We start from the raw sequence: 21277 nt of genomic DNA, 5'->3' as shown, positions 1-21277 counted from the left end.
ATACAGCAGATACGCATATTTCAGATATTTTTTTGATTTTTCTGCGTTATTTTGTCCGCACCATCCGCTCCAGCCATTCTTTCAGGATTACCGCCTGATTCTCCTCCCGGTTTTTGGCAGAATACAGAAGAAACACATCCTGATCTGCAAGAATCTCTTTGATTTTTTCAGCCAGTTCCGGCATGTTCCGGTTGAAATTCAGTTCTTCCCGGTAGCGTTCCGCAAACGCTGCGAACCGCTGCGGATCATGACTGAACCATTTCCGAAGCGCCTTGGACGGCGCCGCAGTCTGAGCCCAGTCAAAGGGCGTGATCCGTTCTTTCTTTAATCCCCTCGGCCACAGGCGGTCCACCAGAATCCGGTATCCTTCCATCTCCGGCGTCACCTCGTAAACCCGCATGATTCTGATCTCATGGTTCATGACTGACGGACGACTCATAACCGTCTTCGCCCCCGAACCTTCCCCAGCGGACATGACAGCCTGCGAATTCATAACCGCCCCCTAAAATACGCTACCGGATCTGCCTGATCCCAGCCTTCTTTTTCGCAAATCTCACAGGCAGTCAGCGGGTATTTTTCGGATGCGTGATGCCGTTTTACGCACTCCTCACAGTTTCGGTACAGGTCACATCCTGTGTTTTTACACGGACAGGCCTCCGGACAATACTTCTGAATCATGGGTTCGATACCTCCCTTTTTTCCAAACATGAATACTTTCATCCTAATGATTTGTTTTGGAAAAATCCGTATCCGGGGATACCGAATTGCTGTTTTCTCAAAAACAGACTAATCTCCCGCTTATCACATCATTTTTGACATGAATACTTACTATAATCAAATCTAATGTTCGTAAATACTCCCCTGATTTGATGAATGCTCCATGGCGAACATAATAGTTCTTCTTCATAGAAGAAGCTTCCGGAAGATCAAAATTCTGAACAATGCTCGGCAAAATAGGATAATTATCGCTAAGCCACGATCGCTTAACATTATATGCACTGTATAGTTTTTCAGACCTATCATTGTTTCTCAAATCATTTGTTAGATCCAAATCATAATAATCACCATTTATTTTTACACAATTCCATGCATGGCCATATGGTTTTCCCGTCTCACTCCCGCATATCACAATTGTTGGCATATTCATTTTTTCAAATATCCATTTGGCTGCCAAACTGATGCCATCGCATTTTGCTTCCTTATTGATCAATGCTCCATAGGCAGTTCCACTTTGTTTCATTTCTGTATTATAATTAACCGTATCAGTCAACTGCTCATAAACGTATTCCTCTTTTCCGTCTTCGTTATATTTTTTTGTCAAACTTACCATCCGATCAATCTTTTCATTACACTGATTTAAAGCATTTTCATATTCATCCTTAGTCATGGAATATTCCACGTTCAAAGCTACTACCCTATTCTCTCCTTTTGAAAGTGCCTTACACTGATCAAATGATACATGAAATAATTCTGGGCAATCATATTTCATAACTTCAAGCAAAAGATTAGCGTCTTCCCAACTTGCTTCATTCGGTAATTGTATTGTTGTATCGCAATTAGAAAAACCTATATATACAGCCTGTGCATCCTCTTTGAGTTTTTCATTTAAATTACTCAAATAAAATCTTTCATCACAAAATGGAATAGATATATCTTCATTTTGTGGTGAGTCAACACTCGCTTCTATCAAACCATTTGAATTAAACACATTGGAAGATGATTCAGTATCAATTGCCGCTTTTTCATCAGAATACCCTAATTCGACATCTAATACCCCCTTTATGAAAAAAGCAGCGATCAACAAACCGCTCATTATAATTCCTGCTCGCATAATTGAAACATAATCTTTTTTCATATTCTCAACTTCCTTAGTATGAACTTCATCTGCAAATTCTTTTGATTATCCAAACTCTTTATTATACTCTTCGAACAATTCACCCCATATCGCAAACAATATTGAGTATAACTCTTTTCTATCTCAGATTATATGATCCTTGTTCATATTATAATTCAAAAACAATAACAAATATAATACTTGTATTTATAAGCATTAATGTTTCCAGAAAGGATTCTCGTCTTCGGAAGCCTTGAAATTATATTTTGGCTTCAGAATATCGATAATCTCTACCGACTCTTTGACAGCATCCAGTATTTCCCCCATGGATTTGTATGCCATCGGCGCTTCGTCTAAAGTTCCTTCATTTACCGACGTTGTATATATTCCTTCCATAGCCTTGCGATAGTCCTCCATTGAAAGAGAACGGATCGCCTGCTTTCTGGACATCACTCGTCCTGCACCATGCGGAGCGGAATAATTCCACTCTGGGTTGCCTTTTCCAACTGCCAGAATACTTCCATCCCTCATATTGATCGGAATCAGCACCTTTTCTCCTTTATGAGCGGCGATTGACCCTTTCCGCAGAATCTTTTCCGATATTTTTGAGTTGTTATTGCAAAGAATTACTTTCCCAGTACTGGTTATCCACAATTTCGTCGCATTTGCTGTGGCTTTTCCTTCTGCGATATGTACATGCACAGGCTCCAGCGGATTATTCTCATTCGACCAGAAATACACAATATAGGGCCCAATCCTAAGAATTTGCGGCATTTAATACGCCTCCGTCCTGTGAGAATTCTATGATCACATGCGCATTATCTCTGATTAGCTTCTTGAAGAACGCCATTTCCGCCTGATTATAACCATGAATATTTTCCCATCTGTACTGTGGCAGCCAGCAGACCGCACTGTGAAATCCGTCTTTTAAGTCCGGTGTTTCTATATAGACCTTTACACTTCCATCCGCCTTCATTTCGGAATGCGTGATTTCAGTATCATCATTCAACGTCATAAAAGGATACATCATCTTCTTCACCTTCCTTCTGAATTAAAGATTGTCTTTATATAATTAAAGCACATTCACCTGTCAAATCTGTCTTCTGATCCACTCCATGAGGACATTGACCACATATTCCTGTTCCGCAGAGTTAAGAGTTTTTCCGGCCGGAATATGGTGCCATTTCTCAAGACATGTCCGGCAGCAGCATCCGGTCGCATGCTGGGCCAGAAACACCGGATGACCTTTCATCGGCGTCTGTTTGCCGTCATGATCCGGTGCTTCCGGCGCAAGCCGCTTTGCCACAAAGTCCTCCGCATGTCGCCGGATCGTATCCCAGCCTTTATCTCTGATATATTCCCGGTCTTTTGCCGTCAGCCGGAACCGGCTTCGAAATGCGGACCGTCCAAGGTGCTCCCAAAGATCCGATTTCTCCGGAAGACGATACGAGATCTTTTCCGCCAAACCCGCACCCGGATAATAGCTGTAACCGGATTTCCTCGCCTGTTCCATCTGATCCCGGCGTTCGATATGGTAGGTTTTCCCATCTTTCAGGAATAACGCTCCGGTCTGTTTAAATGTAAACGGAACTCCGCAGCGGATGCACTCCCTTCGCACTTCCTGAATCCAGTGAAAATCACAGGGTCTTGCATTCGGCCCCGATTCTCCGCCGCAGGTGACATGTTCAATCTGTCCGGTCGCGAGATATTGTTCCATCCTGATCTCGCCAAGCATCGGCTCGGAGATCACTTCCCGATGTTTCAAGGGAAGCCGGAGTAGAATGGGAAGCCGGTAATCGGTTCTATCCTGGTTTTCACAGGTACTGCAAATCGTCACATGCTCCCAGCCGTCACCCCAGTCGGGGGGAATGCATTGCGCAAAACGGTCTATCCGCTTGGTGATGATATAGAAACTCAGATCCTTCCGCTCCCTGATCATATCCCAGCACTCCATCCGCCAGTCATCTGCTTCATCCAAAAAGAAATCCGAGGTCATGCAGGTATAGACAATTCCGTCACCGGCGGTCAGTTTGTAACCGCCCTGACGGTTCTTTTTGACCGGCAGATTATAGTCTCCGGTTTTCGTCACGATGCCGGCATCTTTTCCGATGCTTTCGTCCCGTCTGTATACATAACAGTTGGCACATCCCGGGCTGATCTTCTTACACCCGTGCCATGGATTCCAAATTGTCATATTCTTCTCCCGTCAAATTGTTCTTGCATCTACGGGCCGATTTCGCCTATAGTAATATTGTCATCGGCTGATTGGACGCTATTGCCGAATCAGTCATCAACAAAACAAAGATAAAAACGCAACGCATGCGACTGTCATGCCAGAGCCGGTAGGTAGCCCGGCCGTCACAGAATTCTCTGTGGTAAGTAACCTGCCCCTCCGGGTTGTCCGTTCTTTGTTCATGCACTATCCAAAGGAGGGATTGTCATGGACAAATGCAGCGAACGGCTGACCGTATTCTTTGAGGAACCTTTTTGGGTTGGAATCTTTGAACTTGAGCAGGAGGGACATCTGTCTGCCTGCAAAGTCACTTTCGGAGCAGAACCCAAGGACTGGGAAATCCGCGATTTTATTCTCCGGGAATACGATCATCTGAGCTTCAGTCCCGCTGTGGCAGCTGCCGCAAAAGAAAAGACCGTAAATCCGAAACGCCGACAGCGCGAAGCACATCGCCATCTCGAAACCTACGGAATCGGAACCAAAGCCCAGCAGGCTTTGAAAATGCAGCAGGAGCAGAATAAACTGGACCGCAGAGCAAAATGCAAAACGCAGAAGCTCGCAGAACAAGAGCGGTTGTTTGATCTGAAACAGCAAAAGAAACGGGCAAAGCACCGGGGCCGATGAGGCCTCCGGTGCTTTGTGTTGCCTCAGATCAGCTCTCCGCTGAAATGCTGGATCTCATGCTGAATGATCTGCGCCGTGTATCCGCTGAATTTCCCATGCTTCTTCTGGAAATTCTGATCCAGAAAATCCACTTCGATTTCCTGATACCTCGTGCATGATCGAACCCCATCCAGAGAAAGGCACCCTTCTTCCGCCTGATACTCTCCGGTCCTGCTTGTAATGACCGGATTGACCATCACCATCAGGAATGGGCCGTTCTCAAAGGCAATGATCCTTTTCTTTTCCCCGATCATATTGGCCGCCATACCCACACAGCGATCCAGATGTGCTTTCAAGGTGTCCAGCAGATCAACGATAATCTGCTGATCCGACTTCGTCGCCGGCTCCGATTTCTGCTGCAGAAAAATCGGATCTCTCACAATTGGTCTTACCATGATTCTCCTTTCCTTGAGATGCTCTCTCAATAAAAAGCAATTTTCGTAATTATTGCTTTGTTTTATCCAGTTCCGATATAATTCGTTCTTTTTCCTGGCTTCCATTCGTACTGAGCCGAAGAAGCTTCAGCCCGTACATTTCCAAAATGTGGTTCTTCTTTAAATCCCTCTCAGACTGCGCCGTCCCCTCCTTGTGATAGCCATATCCATCCGTTTCAATCGCGAGAACCGGCTGTCTGCTCATTTTATGAAAAATCACAAAATCGAGATGTGTCCCTGGATTCATCACATATCGCTTTTCCTCATCACTTAACCTGCTCTGATCTTTCAGTATCATGGACAGAGGAATAAAGCAGGTCACCGCATACATTGGATACTCCTTCAGTATTTTGTCGATCAGTGCATATGTCAGATTTTCCGATTCATACCCTGACACTTTGGAATGACCTTTCAGAAACTCAAACCTTTTTCGTGTGTACTGAGAATACAGATAGTAAAAAATCGAAAAGAGCCGGCTGTTTACGACCTCCATTCTATTATACTGAATGTAGGAAACCAAATCCGAAATATTTCCCTGCCTCTCCTGCTCATTTCCCGAGACAATAACGATCAGCCGCTTCTTTGCTCTTGAAACTGCAACATTGAGAAGAAACGGATCATCCGTAAAGTCTTTGATCTGATCATCTACCGTAGAAAGAATGATAACGTCTTTCTCACGTCCCTGAAACTGATGAACCGTCGCCGCATCAATTCCCGGAATCTGCTTTCTGATCTCATTGACCTGTTCATTATACGGAGCGATAATGCCGATCTTATCCATCGGGACATCGATCTCGGGAAGGATTTCTTTTTTGATAATATCAATCTGACACTGACTGTAATTCCCGCGGCGATGATTTCCTTCCGGCGTCTTGATGACTTTGATGGAGCGATTCAGGTTATCGTCTTCGGTCATTACAACAAGTTCATTGTTGTAAAACTTCTGATTACAAAAGGAAATGATTCGTGGATGGCACCGATAATGCTCTTTCAAAAGAACCTGCGGTGCCTTCGGAATCGCTTCGATCACAGATTGGAGAAAACTCTTTTCGGCAAAATCATATGCCTTGTGAATCGCATATTTCTCCCGAATCAGTTCTGCTCTCCTCTTGGTATCCTCATCCACAACATTCGGCAATTGTTTTAGATCCCCGACAATCACCGCATTTTTTGCGCAGGAAAGTGCCAGCACACCGGTAGCAATATCTACCTGCGATGCCTCGTCCATAATGAGATAATCATACATTACCTTATCGGCATTCAGGCTTGTTCTCGCCGAAAATGTCGTACTCAGCACAATCGGATAAGCCCTCAGAACTTCCTCCGCATTATAATACAGATCTTCTTCCGTAAAAACTCTGCGGTCTACTCTCCAGTTGATTCGCGAAGCCAGAATCTGTCTGATAAACATCAGCGATTTTCTTTCCAACTGTTCACTGTAGTCTTTTTTCTCTTCCCTCAGCTGTTTCTCTTTCGAAGATAACTCCTCGTCAAGTTCCCTCAAACTCTGCCGGTAGTATTTATCCTGCAGAACCGAGATCATAAAAGTCAAACCGCGCCGGTAAAATTCCCAGTCATATATTCCAGCCCCAACAACACATCGTATTATGAGCCATACGGACAAAGATTTATTCTGATCCGCTCTCATCTGAAGCAGCTGCCACAAGCGCATGATTCTGTCCGCTGACTCATCTTTTCGAAAATGTTTTAATTCGTATTTTCGATCGGAAGCTTTCGCGTACTCCGCAAAATGTCTATACTCAATCTCAATTTCATATTTGCGTTCTTTTAAACGGGCAATCTCCTCCTGAAGCCGATAAACGTTCTGAATCTTTTCTTCGATCGCACCAATCTCAGCAATATCGATCGCATCTTCCTGATTTTTCTCCCATTCTGTCAGATCAGGATATTTCCCCGTTTGATTTTGAATAAATTTTCTCTTGTTCTCAAAGCTTCCAAGTGATGCGGCCAGAAAATCCATGCCATATTTTTCATCTGCAAGTTTTTCCAAAATGTTTGATGTCGCAGAATTGTTGTTTGACACGACCAGCACGGTCTTTTTTTCAAGAAGTAAGTTGGCAATGATGTTCAGTATCGTCTGCGTCTTCCCGGTTCCCGGCGGTCCCTGTATCACACTGATCTGGTTCTCCAGCGCATTTTTCACCGCCTGATACTGGCTTTGATTGCAGCCAAACGGAAAGATTACACTCTCATTTTTCTGTTTTCTCAACCCGCTTTTCGGATTCAGAAATCTGCTCAATGCAGTGGATTCATCCACGAACTGAATGGAGTCCATGTGTTTTTTCAGTATCTTCTCATTTTTATCATTTCTCAGATCACTTAATGCAGATACTTCCCGTATATATTCAAATGTGTCATGGGAAACCGGATTCGTCAGACAGTTTTCTTCAACGAACAGATCCGTTTTTCGAAAATCCAGCTCACAGGATTCGAAGACAATATGCCAAAACACCTCGTTCTCTGACTGAAATTCATAGATAAACTCCATTCTGTTCAGTGTTTTTCCATTCGCGGTTTTCACAATATAATTCTTCGGATCAAGCAGCGTCGGCTCCGTCATAAATATGACATTTCCTGCCCCATATGTATAAGTCCGGCCATTGGTATACGTGATGTCACACTTTCGGTTTTCACGATGAAAAAAACATTTCTCCACAGAATTTGTAACGATCTCGCCTTTAATGACGATCATGTATTTTCGATTATCCATGTCTTCTCTCTATGTTGTCAAAGAAATATACAAAACACCGGGGCGTACGCAGATCCCCGGTGCTCAGACTATGCTCTGTTTCTCATCTCTTACAGCCGGATCTGACTGTCTTCCTTTCCGATATGATCTCAGATATAGTAAACGTAATTCTCTTTTCTCGATGATGCCTCTTTTGCCGGGCTTGCCGCATAGCCGAGTGCGCAGTGGCCGATTCCCTCATACTCGCCCTCGATGCCGAGTCTCTTCAGAATGTTCTTTCCGAAATCCGACTCAAACTCCTCTTTTGCACGGTTGATCCAGATGCTTGCCACGCCAAGACTCTCCGCGGCGTTCATGAGATTGCCCATGACGAGTGTTCCGTCATAAACGTGGTTCGGCGACGACTTGTCCGCGACAACGATCAGGATGACCGGCGCACCGTAGAACGGGTCAAAACCTTCCTTCCATCCGCCGATCTTCCGGTTTTCTTCCGCAATCTCATCGCGGAGTTTTTTATCGGTAACAGCGATAATGACTGCGCTCTGCATGTTTTTCCCTGACGGCGCATAGGTACCTGCCTTGATGATTGCCTTCAGCTCATCGTCCCTGATCATATCCGGTTTAAAATCTCTGCAGCTTCTTCTGGTTTCAAGTACTTTCAGCGTTTCGTTCATACCATTACCTCTCTGTCAAACACCTGAATTTGCCGTTTTCCTTTTAAACTATAGCACAGAATCCTCCACAAAACATATCCCCGATCTCCGGCCGCGCCGCGGAACAAATTTTTCCCACAAAAAATGCCGCCATACCGGCACGGCACAGCAGCATTTTTATTTATTTTTTATGATGTCTAAGGAGAAACTCCCTGATCAGCATTTTCCAAAATTAAACCGACTCACCGGCACCCTGCGCACGCTTTCCGGAAAATGCGCGCACAAAAAATCCGAACACATTTCTCACCAGCGGACCGGCAAAAAAGATCTGCCAGCAGAGCGCCACTGGGAAATTCATCGCGGTGGTCTGGAGCCAGACTGAGACAAGCTGGCTGCCCGCATTCTTAAACAGAATGGTCGCAGCCAAACTCATGAGCGGACACATCAGGCATACGGACATCGCGGAGATGGCCAGAATGATCAGGATCATCGGATCCTTTCCCGGCGTGACAAAGCGGAATGCCAGGATCTGCGCCAGTTTTCCGACGAAAAGCAGTTCCAGCACAACGGCAACCGGCCACATGATCAGCATCTCATGAAAAGCGGCGAGGAATACGAAATTCTGCATTCCGCCGACATTAAGGGCGATATTGTAAAGAATCATGGCATATACCATGACAAACGCCATGAAGAGGGTAAAGACAACATCCTGAAACTTATTCTGCGGTAACACGTTAAAATTCTCCTTTCAAAAAACGGGAAGATTTCAGCGTGTTGTTCGTTATCACCCGAATGGATGTGCGTTTCCAATAATACCGGTCCTTCATCTTCTGATTTCAAATTTACAGCAATGCAGGAGATTATAACAGTTTTTCACGAATCGTGTAATACTGTTTTTATTTTTGTACACAGCATTCCCGACATTTCTTTTTCAGATTTTTTTCTGCATCTCAGCTCTGAATCTTTTCCGCCCTTCAGTCCTGAATCTCTTTCGGATTGTCCTCTGCATCCTTCATACCGTCTCCGCGTATCTCCGCCTTCTCATCCCAGACGGTCACCGGAATGCCGACCACTTCCGAAGTAAACGGAGTCTCAAGCCCGCTTTCGTAGTGTTCCTGCGCCTTTTTCACATACCGGAAACCGAGATAAAGCAGCGGAATATTACAGTACGCAATGAGAATGTTGGCAAAATCCGACAGATCCCACAGTGCTCCCAGATCCATTCCCACAATCGACGTGAGCATTCCGAAACATACCACAACGAGATCCAGACCGCGGATCACATTGATAAATGCCGCCTTACGGCTGATCCGGTTTGCGCAGATCTCGGAAAAGGAGATAAATCCAAGAAGACACGTAAACGCAAACAGACCAAAGCAGAGAGAGATCAGAAGCGTCACTGCCGTATTCAGCCCTGTTCCCGGCGTAAGCTCTGCCGCGGATGCGAGATATTTCGGAAGTTTTCCCATCTCAAACCATGCCGCGCCGGCATCCGTCAGCCATACCCGGCCCATGATGACCACAAAGCCGGTCAGCGTGCAGATCACAATGGTATCCAGAAATACACCGACGGCCTGAACGCAGCCCTGATCGCACGGATGCGCCGCGTCGGAGGCCGCCGCCGGCATGGTGATGGTTCCCTGACCGGCTTCATTGGACATCAGTCCGCGCTTTACGCCCTGCATCAGGGCAATTCCGAAAGCTCCGCCGAATACTGCCTCCGGCCGGAACGCCTCGGTGAATACCGCGAAAAAAAACCACGGAATTCTTGTAACATTCAGCAGAATCAGGATCAGAACCGTCAGGACATACACGATCGCCATGATCGGAACCAGCACATCCGTCACTCTGGAGATTTTCTTTGTACCGCCGAAGGAGATGGCAATCGCCGCAATCACGGTGACTGCAAAACCGATCCAGTATACGGCGTGTGTGGTCGGAAGCTCTGTCCCGACAAAGATGGAAGCGATCTGACCCATCGCGGACACGGAGTTGAATCCCTGCGCCGGAAGGCATAACAGTGCATAGACGATATACATCAGCGATAAAACGACGCCGACCGGAGCGGAATTCTTCAGAAGACGCCGGCCGTAAAAGGCCATTCCTCCGATGTATTCGTCATCTTTTCTCTCTTTGAAGATCTGTGACAGCGTCGACTCGACAAATGCGGTAGCCATTCCGAAAAAAGCGGAAATCCACATCCAAAGAAGCGCGCCCGGACCGCCGACCGACACCGCTCCCGTGACACCAAGAATATTGCCCGGGCCGACACGCATCGCCGTCGACAGGAAAAAGGCGGCAAGAGGCGAGATTCCCGTTTTTGCCTTGCTGTTCTTTAATACCTGCAGCCCTCTGCGAAATTTCCGGATCTGAATAAACCGAAGCCGGAACGAAAAGTATATTCCCGAGCCGATCAAAAGGATGATCGCCAGAGAAAAATTCCCCAGTACCGGAATCCCCGCATACCAGGAAAAATTGGTGGGAAAATCCCAGAACAGATCGGATACGATCTGAATTCTTCCGCAGACGGCGGAGATCACATTTAGCAAAGTTTCCATACTCTGTCCCCCTATAATAAATCCATCATTCGTGAGATGTCCGGGCTAATGCACGTCGGACCGCACCGGTGTTCGGCCGCATCACGGAACAAACAATGTGCGAAATCCGCCGTGAAATGTCCGGCGATTATTCTGCCGACATTTTCATCGTACAACATTAAGTCAAGTCCTGTTATATTTTTTCAAAAATCCTCTTCGAAGCTGTCTCCCTCGAAAACCGTGTGCTATAATGTCACTATATAAAAAACTCCGAGCTTTTAAGCCTAAAAAGAGTCCTTTCTTCATGGTTTTTAAGACGCGAATTTCGATCCGCCGGGGTATGGATGGAAACAGACATGCCTTCCTTATTGAAAAGGAGTCACAATGAAAAAAATTGATCTCAGAACGCTCATTTTTATGACGCTGTGCTGCGACCTTGGTTTGTGTGCCAAAAAACTGATCGCGCCCGCAGCCAATGTCATAACCGAATTTCTTCACATTCCCGGAGGCATCGCCACCGGATTTTCCCTCATGTTTCTGGTTATCGCGGCATCTCTGGTTCCTGTCCGGAGCTGCGCCCTCATCATGTCCGTCCTGCAGAGCATTCTGGCTCTGTGCTTCGGAATGACCGGAAGCATGGGAATTCTTGCGCCCATCGGCTACATTATCCCCGGAATCGTCATTGATTCCGTGATGTACTTCTCCGAAAAATTCACCGGATCACGGCGCCACGGCATTCTGACTGCTTCGATCCTGTCTTCGGCTGCCGCCTGTCTTGCGGCAAATTTCCTGATATTCCGCCTGCACGGCCTCGTTCTTGCCGTCTATGTTCTGGTCGCCGCAGCGAGCGGCTCTGTATTCGGACTTCTGGCGCAGACGCTGTCGGAAAAGCTTCGCCCTGTTATCCTTATGCATCGCGCCTCGGAACCCGCTGACCCATTTTCCCAAAAGGAGATCTCATGAAAAAGAAAAGTATTGCTGTCGTAATCCTCTTGCTGATTCTGACCGGAATCGCATCTTTTATTTATCTTCGCTCCCGCAATGATGCCCCGAGGGGAACGCTCACCGTAACCTGCGGCGCCAAGACCGAACTCGTCGATCCGTTCCGCGCATCGCCGGTATCGGTCAAGGGAACCACGGTGAACAACAAGGGCGAGAAAAAAGACATCGATGAAACCGGTGTAACTCTTTCCGGCGTCATCGCACTGACTGCCTTTGAGAAGGAGACGTATACATCGGCCCGCGTGGTATCGTCCGATGAATACGCTGCGGATGTGACCGCAGACGAGATATCCGACCCGCAGAAGGCCTTTCTCCTTCGACAAAAATCCAAAGACGGAAATGAGGAAATCCGCTTGATCGTCTTCGGAGACGAAAACTCCAAACGGCAGATCAAAGACGTGACAAGAATAGAGCTGCAGAAATAGATCGCGGGCGCAGCGCTCCGGGTATGAACTCCGACGGAGTCAGACCATGGAACGGGACTTCACAAAACGGTCCGCCCCAAACCGACAGACCGGAAAAGCAGGCGGCAATCACAGAACAGACGAGGAGCAGATGGATATCAAACCGAAATTCACGGGCATCATACTGGCCGGCGGAAAAAGCAGCCGCATGGGAACCGATAAAGCGCTGCTGCGCCTGAACGGAAAAAGTTTTCTGGAGATCCAGATTGAAAAACTCTGCCGGATCGGCACCGGCGAGATTCTGATTTCCTGCCGGCCCGAATCCCAGAAAAAACATGACTTTTCGACCGGTATTTTTACAACCGAACCAGCAGACCGGTCCGGCCTGGAACCTGTCTCAGACCGGATTCCGGATGACATTCCGCCTGTGCGACGCATTCCGGACCTCATCCCGGACTGCGGTCCCCTGGGCGGGATGTACTCCTGCTTTTCAAAATGCCGTTTTCCGCACGCACTGGTGCTCAGCGTCGATACCCCGCTTCTCACCGCCGATACGCTGATCCGTCTTCTGGACACGCATATTTCCTCGCCGTACGACGCAACCGTCTTATCTTTTCAGGGAAAGATACAGCCGCTGATCGCGGTATACCGGACCAACACCTCCGGAATTCTGGGAGAACTGATCCGCCAAAATAAACTGGCAGTCAGAGCCTTTCTGGATCGGCTCGACTGCCAGTTTGCGGAATATCACGGTGATGAAAAAGAACTGCTCAACTGCAACACAAAAGAAGATCTCACGCTTTTTCAAGCTTAACCGCACACACCTTGTATTCCGGGATGCGTGCGAACTCATCCAGCGCTGCGTTGGTAATCATATTGACCGGAGAATCCGGGAAATGGAACGGCATCCAGGTTTCTCCCGCCGATACCTTTCTTCCGACTCTCGCTCTGGCGGTGATGGTCCCTCTTCTGCTGCTCACCCGAACCATGTCTCCGCTCCTGACGCCCATTCTCTCGGCATCGCGGAAATTCAGCTCGATAAATCCCTCTCCCGCAAGATCCATCAGTCCCGGAGAACGGGAGGTCTGTGAAAATGCGTTGTAGTGGTACAGAATCCGTCCGGTCATCAGAATGAACGGATATTCCTCATCCGGAAGTTCCTGTGCCTCTTTAAACCGCGCCGGATACAGGAGCACCTTTCCGCGAACCGGTCCCGCGGCATGCATGATCGGCGTACCCGGATGATCTTTCTCCGGACACGGCCACTGAAGAAGTTCTCCCGCATCCAGTCTCTCGTAGCTGATGCCGTGATAACTCGGCGTCAATTCCGCGATCTCGTCCATAATCTGCGCCGGCGTCAGATACGGCTGCGGATATCCCATCGCATTCATCAGATCGATGAGAATATCCGTGTCAGAGCGCATTTCTCCATCCAGCGTCACCGCCGTGCGGATTCTCTGAACTCTTCGCTCTGTGTTGGTAAAGGTTCCCTCCTTTTCCGCAAAACTCTTTGCCGGAAGAATCACGTCCGCATATTCCGCCGTCTTCGTCATGAACAGATCCTGTACCACCAGGAATTCCAGACTTTCCATCGCCTTGATGATATGGTGTGTATCCGGGTCGGAGACCATCGGATCCTCTCCGCAGATGTAGAGTCCCTTGATTTTTCCCTCGATGGCTGCCGGAAAGACCTCCGTCGCCCGAAGGCCCGGCTTCGGATTCAGCGGAACGCCCCAGGCTTTCTCAAATTTCTTCCGGACCGCTTCGTTGTCCACCTTCTGATATCCCGGATAATCCGTCGACATTGCACCCATATCACAGGCACCCTGCACGTTGTTCTGACCTCGCAGCGGGTTCACGCCGCAGCCGCTCCGGCCGATCTTGCCGCAGATCGCCGCCATATTGGAAAGGCTCATCACACCTTCGGTTCCGGTGGAGTGCTCCGTCACGCCGAGACAATAGATGATCGGCGCCTTCTTCGCGCAGGCATACATTCTGGCCGCTTCACGAAGCATATCCGGGTCAATGTGGCAGATCTCTCCGACTCTCTCCGGCGTATACTCCGCCACCAGTTTCTTCAGTTCCTCAAAACCTTCTACATATTTTTCGATGTATTCGTGATCGATCAGGTCCTCCTCGATCATCACATGCATCATGCCGTTCGCAAACGCCACATTGGTTCCCGGACGGAGCTTCAGATGAATGTCCGCCTGTCCGGAAAGCCCGATATTCCGCGGATCAACCACGATGAGTTTTGTGCCGTTCTTCACCGCCTTCCGGATCTGCATTCCGATGACCGGATGCGCTTCCTCCGGATTCGAACCCACGAGAAGAATCGCATCGACATCATGCGTGATGTCATAGATCGGATTCGTCATCGCGCCGGAGCCGAGGGTCTTCGCCAGTCCCGCGACCGAGGCCGAGTGACAGACTCTTGCACAGTTGTCCGTCGTGTTGGTTCCGAAGCAGGTGCGGACCATCTTCTGCACCATGTAGACGTCTTCGTTGGAGGATCGGGAGCAGGCAAATCCCGCCAGAGAATCGCACCCGTATTTCTCCCGGATCTCCAGAAACCGCTTCGCCGTGTAGGAGATTGCTTCCTCCCATGTGGCCTCACGGAACATGCCGGTGCTCCGGTCTTTGATCAGCGGTTTTTTCAGCCGGTCCGCCGCATGAACAAAATCAAAGCTTCCGTTTCTTCCCTTGACGCAGAGTCTCCGGTGATTCGCCGGTCCGTCCGCCGATTCCACATTGACGATCCGTCCTTCTTTCACCACCAGATCCAACTGACAGCCGGTTGCGCAGTGCGGACAGGTTGTCCGGACTTTCTTTACTTCCCACTCCCGGTAGTTCTTCTCCCGCTTTAAGACAATCGCTCCGGTCGGACAGACGGAAGCACAGTTTCCACAACTCTCGCATCCGGTTTCCTTATAGTTCTCTCCGAACGGTGCCTCCACGATATGGAAATTGCCGAGGCGGCCGCTCTTGATCGCGCCGTTGCAGGCAATGCGGTGGCAGACATTGATGCAGCGCTGACAGTGAATGCATTTGCTCGGATCATAGCTGATATACGGATTGTCGTCCAGAAGCGGAAGCTTCTTTTCGATCTTCACGCGGTTCCCTTTGTGCTCCGCGCGCTCCACGCCATATTCATTGCAAAGTTTCTGAAGCTCACACGTTCCGTTGGCCGGACAGCTCATACAGTCCTGATTATGGTTCGACAGGATGAGTTTCAGCATATTCTTCCGGTAATCGGTCAGTCTCTCCGACTCCGTCGTAATCTCCATTCCATCCGCCGCTTTTGTTCGGCAGGCCGGAAGAAGCATATCAAAGCCCTTCGCTTCCACCATGCACATTCTGCAGGAACCGATGTCAGACACGCCCTTCAGATAACACAGCGTCGGAATCGAGATACCGCGTGCTCTTGCCGCTTCCAGGATGGTTGTTCCCTCTTCCGCCTGACAGCGGGAGCCGTTTATCGAAAAAGAAATCATTCTCCTCTTCCTCCTTCCATCGCACCGCAGCCGTAGTGATCGCAGCGAAGGCATCTTCCGGACTCCCTCAGCGCCTCTTCCGGTGTCATCTTCAATTCGACATGTTCAAAATTGGTTCTTCTCTCAAACGGATCTTTTTCCTCGATCTCCGCTCTTCCGGTGGGAATGCAGGGATTCGGCACCGCGGCCGGAATCTCCGCTTCCAGTCTTACTTTGTGATGATAGCCGAGATACTCATCGATGTTAAATGCCGCAACCTGCCCCGCAGCGATGGCGTTGATCGCGGTGGAGGGTCCGGTGACGCAGTCGCCGCCGGAAAAGACGCCTTCCATGCCATTGACCATGCATGTCTCATCCGCATCGATCCGTCCGCGGTTCGTGGGAATTCCTTCGTTTTCGAAGGATGCGACATCGCTCCGCTGTCCGACGCCGAGGATCAGAAGGTCACACTTGAAACGGTACGGGTAATTGCTGGAATGCTCCGTCGTCACAAAGCCCAGATTGTCGATGGGGCCGACGATCTCCGGCTGCAGCCACACCGCGCGCACTTCATTTGTCTCCGGATCCGTCTCGATATTCAGAAAATTCAGCAGTGTCCGGAAACGGACACCTTCCTGCATTGCCGACTCTATCTCGCTTTCCAGCGCGGTGTAATCGTCTCTTTTTCGAGTGAAGACATGAATGGAATCCGCATTCAGTCTCGCTGCGGTTCTGGCCGCATCCATTGCGACATTTCCGCCGCCGATCAGCACCACCTTCTTGCCGGTAAGATCCGACATCCGGCCGGTTGCCGCTTCCTGAAGAAAATCCGCCGCCGGGATGACATTTTCGGCGTCCGCCCCCTCCATCGGCATCCGGTTTCCGATCTGGGCGCCGATACCGAGATAGACCGCATCATGATCTTTGCGGATCTCCGCAAAGGTGATATCCCTGCCGATTTTGGTCCCCGTACAGACATGGATATCCCCGGCGTTCAGAATCGCATGGATGTCCTCATCCAGCCGCGCTTTCGGAAGCCGGTACTCCGGGATTCCGTACCGGAGCATACCACCGAGTTTTTCATGCTCTTCATAGAGATCGACTTTATGTCCCATCAGGGAAAGGAAATATGCCGCGGTAAGTCCGGACGGACCGCCGCCGATAATCGCAACCGACTTCCCGGTGCTGACATTTTTCGCCGGAGTCGGAACGTCATCTGCCTTCATGCAGTCCACCGCGTATTTCTTGAGTCCACGGATATTGATCGGCGCATCGATCAGAGACCGGCGGCATTTGCGCTCACACGGATGCTCACAGACCATCGCACAGGCGGTGGGGAACGGGTTCCGGTCACGGATGACCTTGATTGCCCCCGCATAATTTCCCGCCTTGATCATGGCGATGTATCCCGGAACGTCGACATGGGCCGGACACAGCGTCACGCACGGAATCGTCTGACTCGCATTTCCGACGCAGCGCCGATCCCGGATATGGCTTTCATACTCGTCCGCAAACTCCTCCAGCGACTCCAGAATCAGCTTTGCCCCCGCAACGCCGACCGCACAGTCCGCTGTCTCCGCGATCATACGGCATTTGCTCTCGATCTCCTTCAGAACATCGCTGCCGGCATCCCCGTTGATGATGCTCTTCAGCAAAAAGTCCACCTCGCCCAGACCGTCACGGCACGGAACGCATTTTCCGCAGGACTGATTCATGGAAATCTGTAAAAGTGACCGGTACAAAACGAGAGGGCACATCCCCGGCGGATACGATGTCATTCTTGCCCGGAATTTTCGAAGCACGACATCGGTCCGGTCATTGAGCCCGCCCTTTTTCATCAATGATCTCATAGCTACCCCCTGAATATATTTTTATTCCAGCAACCATCTTAATACATAATCTATTTTATCAAAAATGGTCACTATTGTGATAAAATCTTTTGGTTTTTCGGTAAATAGTCATAAAAAAAACTGTGCCTGCTCTATTCCTGTGGTGTCCGCAAAAACAGAAAAAACACAGGCAATCTCACTGTTCGTGCGCGGTTGCCTGTGTTTTTCCCCCATATACGACCTGCAAAATGCAGATGATATGTTCTCCCTCACGTCTGAAAAAAACGGCTGAAAGGATTTTTCCTATACTCTGATCATCGCCGCACAGCCGGCTAGCAAAAGCCAGAGCAAAAGGCACGGAATGATATTTAAGCGGATAATCCGACCTTCGCTTCCGGACATACCGGTTGTTGCGCAGGCCGAGACCACATTGTTCACGCAGATCATGTTGCCGATCGCGCCGCCCGCGTTCTGAAGTGCCAGAACAATCACCTGCGGCAGACCAACCAGCGCAGCCGTTTCAAACTGAAGTCCGCCGAACAGAGTATTGGAGACCGTATTCGAACCGGAGATAAAAGAACCGACCACACCTACCAGCGGAGCAACCCAGAGATAAAAATCTTTGAAGAGATACCCCAGACCATCCGCCATCATCGTCAGCATCGACCCCATACCGGCTGTTTTTCCGCTGATGAGGTAGCAAACCTCCATGGAGGGATTGGCGGAGTTCCGCAGAACATACACCATCGCCACGCCGAACATCAGCGGAATGGCGGCACCGCGCACCTGATCCAGACTTTTTACCCATGCCTTCCTCACATGAACCATCCTCATCCGGAGGATAAAGATCGAGCAAACGGCCACAATGATAAAAATGCCGCCCGGATTCCACAGAAAAGCAAATCCCCAGAACACTTCCCCATCCGGTGTCAGAATCGCCAGCCGGATATTTTTCATGGCTCCGACCAGACTGTCCGGTCTCAGAGTGGAAATCACCCGTGTCAGCGCCAGCACGATCCCGATGAGAATATACGGAACCCATGCGCGAAGAATCGGAACGCCGAACAGAAAATCTTTTCTATGCAGCCGTTTGATCAGACTCTGCCGCTTCCAGTAATCATCCAGCTCCTTCTCCAGCTGCTTCAGCTGAATGCCTTCTTCTTTCAGGACCTCCTTCATTTCTGCTTCTTTCAACCGGTTCAGGCTGTCGATTTCCTGATCCAGCAGCGCATACTTTTTTTCAAAATGTCTTTCCATCAGCTTCTGAATTTTTACCAAAAACCCGGAGCGGAACAGCGTGCTCTGAGTGTTTGTCCTTCCCTTCGCACTCTGAGAAAACTCCCACTTGTCCTTCGGAATCAGAACCCCCTTGCGGGAAGTGGCCAGAACAACCGACATCGAGATGGCGGAAGCTCCAAGGGAAACCAGTTCCGGGCCGAGAAATCTCGCAATCAGAAGATAGCATCCGTTAAAAAGGACCGTCACATAGACCAGAAACGGAAGGATCTCCACAACGTATTTCAATCTTCTCTTTTCCGGTGTCTCCGCAAAAAGGAAAACTTCGATGACGATTACCGCGAGCAGCACAGCCAGTGTTGTCAGCGCCATCAGCACGGCGGAGTAAAAGGTGACCTCCGATGCGAAGACTTCGCTGTTCCCGCCGGCATTCACAACCGCATCCGAGACAACGGTGATTGCCGTATTGGTCGGTGTCCCGACGGCGCCGAATGGTACCGGAACCGAATTGCAGATCAGCGCGATCGCCGTCGCCGCAAGCGGATGAAATCCGACAGAAGCCATCAGCGGTCCCGCCAGTGCCGCCGGCGTTCCGAATCCCGCCGCACCCTCAATAAATGCGCCGAACAGAAATCCGATCATCACCGCCTGCACCCGCGCATCGGTCGTAATGCCGCAGAACATTCCTTTAATGGAATCCATCGCGCCGGCTTCCGACAGTGTATTCATGATCAGAACCGCACCGAAAATGACCAGAAGAACGGAAAAACTCTCCAGAAATCCGATGGCGGTCTGCCGGACAAGACCGGAAACATCCATTTTCCAGAATAGAAAAGCGATGATACAGCAGATCAGCCAGCCGCCCGGAATTGCCTTTTTTGCCGGAACATTCAGTGCCACCATAAAGCCGATCACGAACAGGATCGGTATAAATGCTAAAACCGCATACATAAGCAATCCCCCCCACAAACCGAAAAGATAACACGTACTATTTTTATTTTACTCCATTTTAGTTATAAAGTCTTGTTTTACAGGCCAACGACGATTCGAAAACGCACTTGAGCCAAGTCACGGATGCGGACGATTCCCTTCACCTGATTCTGTTTTGAACGGCTGAATATGATGCGCTACTCGGCATCTCTGTCAGAAATGTTCGTGCAACGCCCCGAACAAAGTCCGCAAGCGGACTTCGGCTCCCCCATCCCCTATGAAACAAAAAAGTGCACAATCTTCGCGATTGTGCACTCAAGCCAGGCATATTCAGCCAAATATTTCCCTCAATTTATGTTTCACCCGATTCCCGGATCATCTTCACATGCAGAATCCCATCCTCCATAAAAACATCGGAGACAACCTGAAAACCTTCTCTGGCGTAATAACCGATCGCATACTGCTGCGCTTCCAGATAGATTTTCGCCGCATGAAACCGCTCTTCCGCCACTTCGATTCCGCAGCGGAGAAGCTGTCCTCCCACGCCTTTCCCGTGTTCCAGCGTGACGACTCTCCCGATCTGCGCCACCCCGGCTTCCCTGTCTTTCCAGAAAACCCGCAGGCAGGCCGCCACTCTTCCCTGCTCATTCATGCAGAAAACATGATACGCATCCTGATCCCTGTCATCCAGATCCGGATACAGACATTCCTGCTCAATGACAAAGATTTCGAATCGTGTTTTCAGGATCTCATACAATTCGGAAACGGTGAGATCCTCGAAACGTTTGACATAAAATTTCATTCCTTGATTCCCCTTCGATATGCCTCCATCTCCGTCTCCCGGAAACAGCAGAAGTACACACGGATGCCGGCATCCGGATGGGCATTCATCCATCCGCTGACCGCCTCAAGAGATACGTTTGCAGCCTCATCCAGCGGATATCCGTACACCCCCGTCGAAATCCCCGGAAATGCAATGCTGCCGCATCCATGCTGCAGTGCCAGATCAAGGCTTCTTGTATAACAGGAAGCCAGAAGTTCCGGATCTTCTTTCGTTCCGCTGTAGACCGGACCGACGGTATGAATGATGTATTTCGCGTTGCTGATGTTATAGGCTTTCGTGATCTTCGCATCTCCCGTCGCACAGCCGTGAAGCGTCCTGCACTCCGCCAGAAGTTCCGGCCCCGCTGCACGGTGAATTGCCCCGTCAACTCCGCCTCCGCCGAGAAGGCTGTTGTTTGCGGCATTGACAATCGCATCTGCCTTCATCTCTACAACACTTCCGCGGACCACGGTGATGCACTCCGTAATCTTCATTTCCGTCATTATCCATCCCATC

General features: G+C 49.4%; 19 protein-coding genes, 1 pseudogene and 1 riboswitch. Of the genes and pseudogenes, 4 read left to right on the top strand and 16 right to left on the bottom strand.

The window, feature by feature from the left end:
- Positions 1-46: 46 nt before the first annotated feature.
- From BMW41_RS00630 to BMW41_RS15390, 6 genes and pseudogenes are all read right to left on the bottom strand, one after another.
- Positions 47-493, bottom strand: coding sequence for a DUF488 domain-containing protein (locus BMW41_RS00630; RefSeq protein ID WP_242870187.1), 447 nt, complete (start codon positions 491-493; stop codon positions 47-49).
- Between the two features lie 282 nt (positions 494-775).
- Positions 776-1855 carry a hypothetical protein gene (locus BMW41_RS00620; protein WP_143050773.1) on the bottom strand — a complete coding sequence of 360 codons (1080 nt, stop codon included), beginning with the start codon at positions 1853-1855 and terminating at the stop codon, positions 776-778.
- Between the two features lie 195 nt (positions 1856-2050).
- Positions 2051-2608: an RtcB family protein gene (locus BMW41_RS00615; protein WP_083378701.1), complete on the bottom strand. Its 558-nt coding sequence runs from the start codon at positions 2606-2608 to the stop codon at positions 2051-2053.
- Positions 2592-2864 carry a hypothetical protein gene (locus BMW41_RS00610; RefSeq protein WP_074647821.1) on the bottom strand — a complete coding sequence of 91 codons (273 nt, stop codon included), beginning with the start codon at positions 2862-2864 and terminating at the stop codon, positions 2592-2594. The genes BMW41_RS00615 and BMW41_RS00610 overlap by 17 nt, the downstream gene beginning before the upstream one ends.
- A 60-nt stretch (positions 2865-2924) precedes the next feature.
- Positions 2925-3299: a DUF4186 domain-containing protein gene (locus BMW41_RS15395; RefSeq protein ID WP_352397922.1), complete on the bottom strand. Its 375-nt coding sequence runs from the start codon at positions 3297-3299 to the stop codon at positions 2925-2927.
- 15 nt (positions 3300-3314) lie between these two features.
- Positions 3315-4028 (bottom strand): annotated as a pseudogene (locus BMW41_RS15390) (DUF5131 family protein); the annotation flags it as partial.
- A 246-nt stretch (positions 4029-4274) separates the two neighbouring features.
- Here BMW41_RS15390 and BMW41_RS00600 point away from each other — a divergent pair.
- Positions 4275-4691 carry a YjdF family protein gene (locus tag BMW41_RS00600; protein WP_074647815.1) on the top strand — a complete coding sequence of 139 codons (417 nt, stop codon included), beginning with the start codon at positions 4275-4277 and terminating at the stop codon, positions 4689-4691.
- A 23-nt stretch (positions 4692-4714) separates the two neighbouring features.
- Here the strand turns inward: BMW41_RS00600 and BMW41_RS00595 are convergent, their stop codons facing one another.
- From BMW41_RS00595 to BMW41_RS00575, 5 genes are all read right to left on the bottom strand, one after another.
- On the bottom strand, positions 4715-5125 hold the full coding sequence (locus tag BMW41_RS00595; protein WP_074647811.1) for a peptide deformylase: 411 nt from the start codon (positions 5123-5125) through the stop codon (positions 4715-4717).
- Between the two features lie 49 nt (positions 5126-5174).
- On the bottom strand, positions 5175-7895 hold the full coding sequence (locus BMW41_RS00590; protein ID WP_074647808.1) for an AAA domain-containing protein: 2721 nt from the start codon (positions 7893-7895) through the stop codon (positions 5175-5177).
- Positions 7896-8023: 128 nt separating this feature from the next.
- A complete protein-coding gene (locus BMW41_RS00585; RefSeq protein WP_074647805.1) occupies positions 8024-8548 on the bottom strand; it encodes a nitroreductase in 525 nt (174 codons plus the stop codon).
- A 211-nt stretch (positions 8549-8759) separates the two neighbouring features.
- A complete protein-coding gene (locus BMW41_RS00580; protein WP_074647802.1) occupies positions 8760-9260 on the bottom strand; it encodes a DUF2798 domain-containing protein in 501 nt (166 codons plus the stop codon).
- Positions 9261-9501: 241 nt separating this feature from the next.
- Entirely contained in the window at positions 9502-11085 is a 1584-nt protein-coding gene (locus BMW41_RS00575) for an alanine/glycine:cation symporter family protein (protein WP_074647799.1), read from the bottom strand.
- Positions 11086-11320: 235 nt separating this feature from the next.
- Positions 11321-11459, top strand: a riboswitch (molybdenum cofactor riboswitch).
- Here BMW41_RS00575 and BMW41_RS14245 point away from each other — a divergent pair.
- The 3 genes from BMW41_RS14245 to mobA all read left to right on the top strand — a co-directional run bounded on the left by BMW41_RS14245 (position 11449) and on the right by mobA (position 13284).
- Positions 11449-12027 carry a hypothetical protein gene (locus tag BMW41_RS14245; protein ID WP_143050772.1) on the top strand — a complete coding sequence of 193 codons (579 nt, stop codon included), beginning with the start codon at positions 11449-11451 and terminating at the stop codon, positions 12025-12027. Its footprint overlaps the riboswitch before it by 11 nt.
- Positions 12024-12491, top strand: coding sequence for a hypothetical protein (locus BMW41_RS00570; protein WP_074647796.1), 468 nt, complete (start codon positions 12024-12026; stop codon positions 12489-12491). The genes BMW41_RS14245 and BMW41_RS00570 overlap by 4 nt, the downstream gene beginning before the upstream one ends.
- 46 nt (positions 12492-12537) lie before the next feature.
- Positions 12538-13284: a molybdenum cofactor guanylyltransferase gene (gene mobA, locus BMW41_RS00565; protein ID WP_074647793.1), complete on the top strand. Its 747-nt coding sequence runs from the start codon at positions 12538-12540 to the stop codon at positions 13282-13284.
- Here the strand turns inward: mobA and fdhF are convergent.
- The 5 genes from fdhF to BMW41_RS00540 all read right to left on the bottom strand — a co-directional run bounded on the left by fdhF (position 13265) and on the right by BMW41_RS00540 (position 21255).
- Positions 13265-15964 carry a formate dehydrogenase subunit alpha gene (gene fdhF / locus BMW41_RS00560; RefSeq protein ID WP_074647790.1) on the bottom strand — a complete coding sequence of 900 codons (2700 nt, stop codon included), beginning with the start codon at positions 15962-15964 and terminating at the stop codon, positions 13265-13267. The genes mobA and fdhF overlap by 20 nt on opposite strands.
- On the bottom strand, positions 15961-17793 hold the full coding sequence (locus tag BMW41_RS00555; protein ID WP_074647787.1) for an NAD(P)-binding protein: 1833 nt from the start codon (positions 17791-17793) through the stop codon (positions 15961-15963). The genes fdhF and BMW41_RS00555 overlap by 4 nt, the downstream gene beginning before the upstream one ends.
- Before the next feature lie 282 nt (positions 17794-18075).
- Positions 18076-19959, bottom strand: a complete 1884-nt coding sequence (locus tag BMW41_RS14860) for an L-lactate permease (RefSeq protein WP_074647784.1) — start codon at positions 19957-19959, stop codon at positions 18076-18078.
- Between the two features lie 331 nt (positions 19960-20290).
- Positions 20291-20740: a GNAT family N-acetyltransferase gene (locus BMW41_RS00545; protein ID WP_074647781.1), complete on the bottom strand. Its 450-nt coding sequence runs from the start codon at positions 20738-20740 to the stop codon at positions 20291-20293.
- Positions 20737-21255 (bottom strand): O-acetyl-ADP-ribose deacetylase, encoded by a 519-nt coding sequence (locus BMW41_RS00540; RefSeq protein ID WP_242870185.1) that lies wholly within the window; start codon positions 21253-21255, stop codon positions 20737-20739. The genes BMW41_RS00545 and BMW41_RS00540 overlap by 4 nt, the downstream gene beginning before the upstream one ends.
- Positions 21256-21277 lie beyond the last annotated feature (22 nt).

Source organism: [Clostridium] aminophilum (assembly GCF_900101295.1).
Classification (GTDB): Bacteria; Bacillota; Clostridia; order Lachnospirales; family Lachnospiraceae; genus Clostridium_R; species Clostridium_R aminophilum_A.
Note: the sequence above shows the minus strand (reverse complement) of the source record. Positions and strands in the feature narration are given on the sequence as shown.

Coding starts and splice junctions, on each gene's coding strand:
- BMW41_RS00630 (WP_242870187.1), bottom strand. CDS start 493: ATGAATTCGCAGGCTGTCATGTCCGCTGGGGAAGGTTCGGGGGCGAAG.
- BMW41_RS00620 (WP_143050773.1), bottom strand. CDS start 1,855: ATGAAAAAAGATTATGTTTCAATTATGCGAGCAGGAATTATAATGAGC.
- BMW41_RS00615 (WP_083378701.1), bottom strand. CDS start 2,608: ATGCCGCAAATTCTTAGGATTGGGCCCTATATTGTGTATTTCTGGTCG.
- BMW41_RS00610 (WP_074647821.1), bottom strand. CDS start 2,864: ATGATGTATCCTTTTATGACGTTGAATGATGATACTGAAATCACGCAT.
- BMW41_RS00600 (WP_074647815.1), top strand. CDS start 4,275: ATGGACAAATGCAGCGAACGGCTGACCGTATTCTTTGAGGAACCTTTT.
- BMW41_RS00595 (WP_074647811.1), bottom strand. CDS start 5,125: ATGGTAAGACCAATTGTGAGAGATCCGATTTTTCTGCAGCAGAAATCG.
- BMW41_RS00590 (WP_074647808.1), bottom strand. CDS start 7,895: ATGGATAATCGAAAATACATGATCGTCATTAAAGGCGAGATCGTTACA.
- BMW41_RS00585 (WP_074647805.1), bottom strand. CDS start 8,548: ATGAACGAAACGCTGAAAGTACTTGAAACCAGAAGAAGCTGCAGAGAT.
- BMW41_RS00575 (WP_074647799.1), bottom strand. CDS start 11,085: ATGGAAACTTTGCTAAATGTGATCTCCGCCGTCTGCGGAAGAATTCAG.
- BMW41_RS14245 (WP_143050772.1), top strand. CDS start 11,449: ATGAAAAAAATTGATCTCAGAACGCTCATTTTTATGACGCTGTGCTGC.
- BMW41_RS00570 (WP_074647796.1), top strand. CDS start 12,024: ATGAAAAAGAAAAGTATTGCTGTCGTAATCCTCTTGCTGATTCTGACC.
- mobA (WP_074647793.1), top strand. CDS start 12,538: ATGGAACGGGACTTCACAAAACGGTCCGCCCCAAACCGACAGACCGGA.
- fdhF (WP_074647790.1), bottom strand. CDS start 15,964: ATGATTTCTTTTTCGATAAACGGCTCCCGCTGTCAGGCGGAAGAGGGA.
- BMW41_RS00555 (WP_074647787.1), bottom strand. CDS start 17,793: ATGAGATCATTGATGAAAAAGGGCGGGCTCAATGACCGGACCGATGTC.
- BMW41_RS14860 (WP_074647784.1), bottom strand. CDS start 19,959: ATGTATGCGGTTTTAGCATTTATACCGATCCTGTTCGTGATCGGCTTT.
- BMW41_RS00545 (WP_074647781.1), bottom strand. CDS start 20,740: ATGAAATTTTATGTCAAACGTTTCGAGGATCTCACCGTTTCCGAATTG.
- BMW41_RS00540 (WP_242870185.1), bottom strand. CDS start 21,255: ATGAAGATTACGGAGTGCATCACCGTGGTCCGCGGAAGTGTTGTAGAG.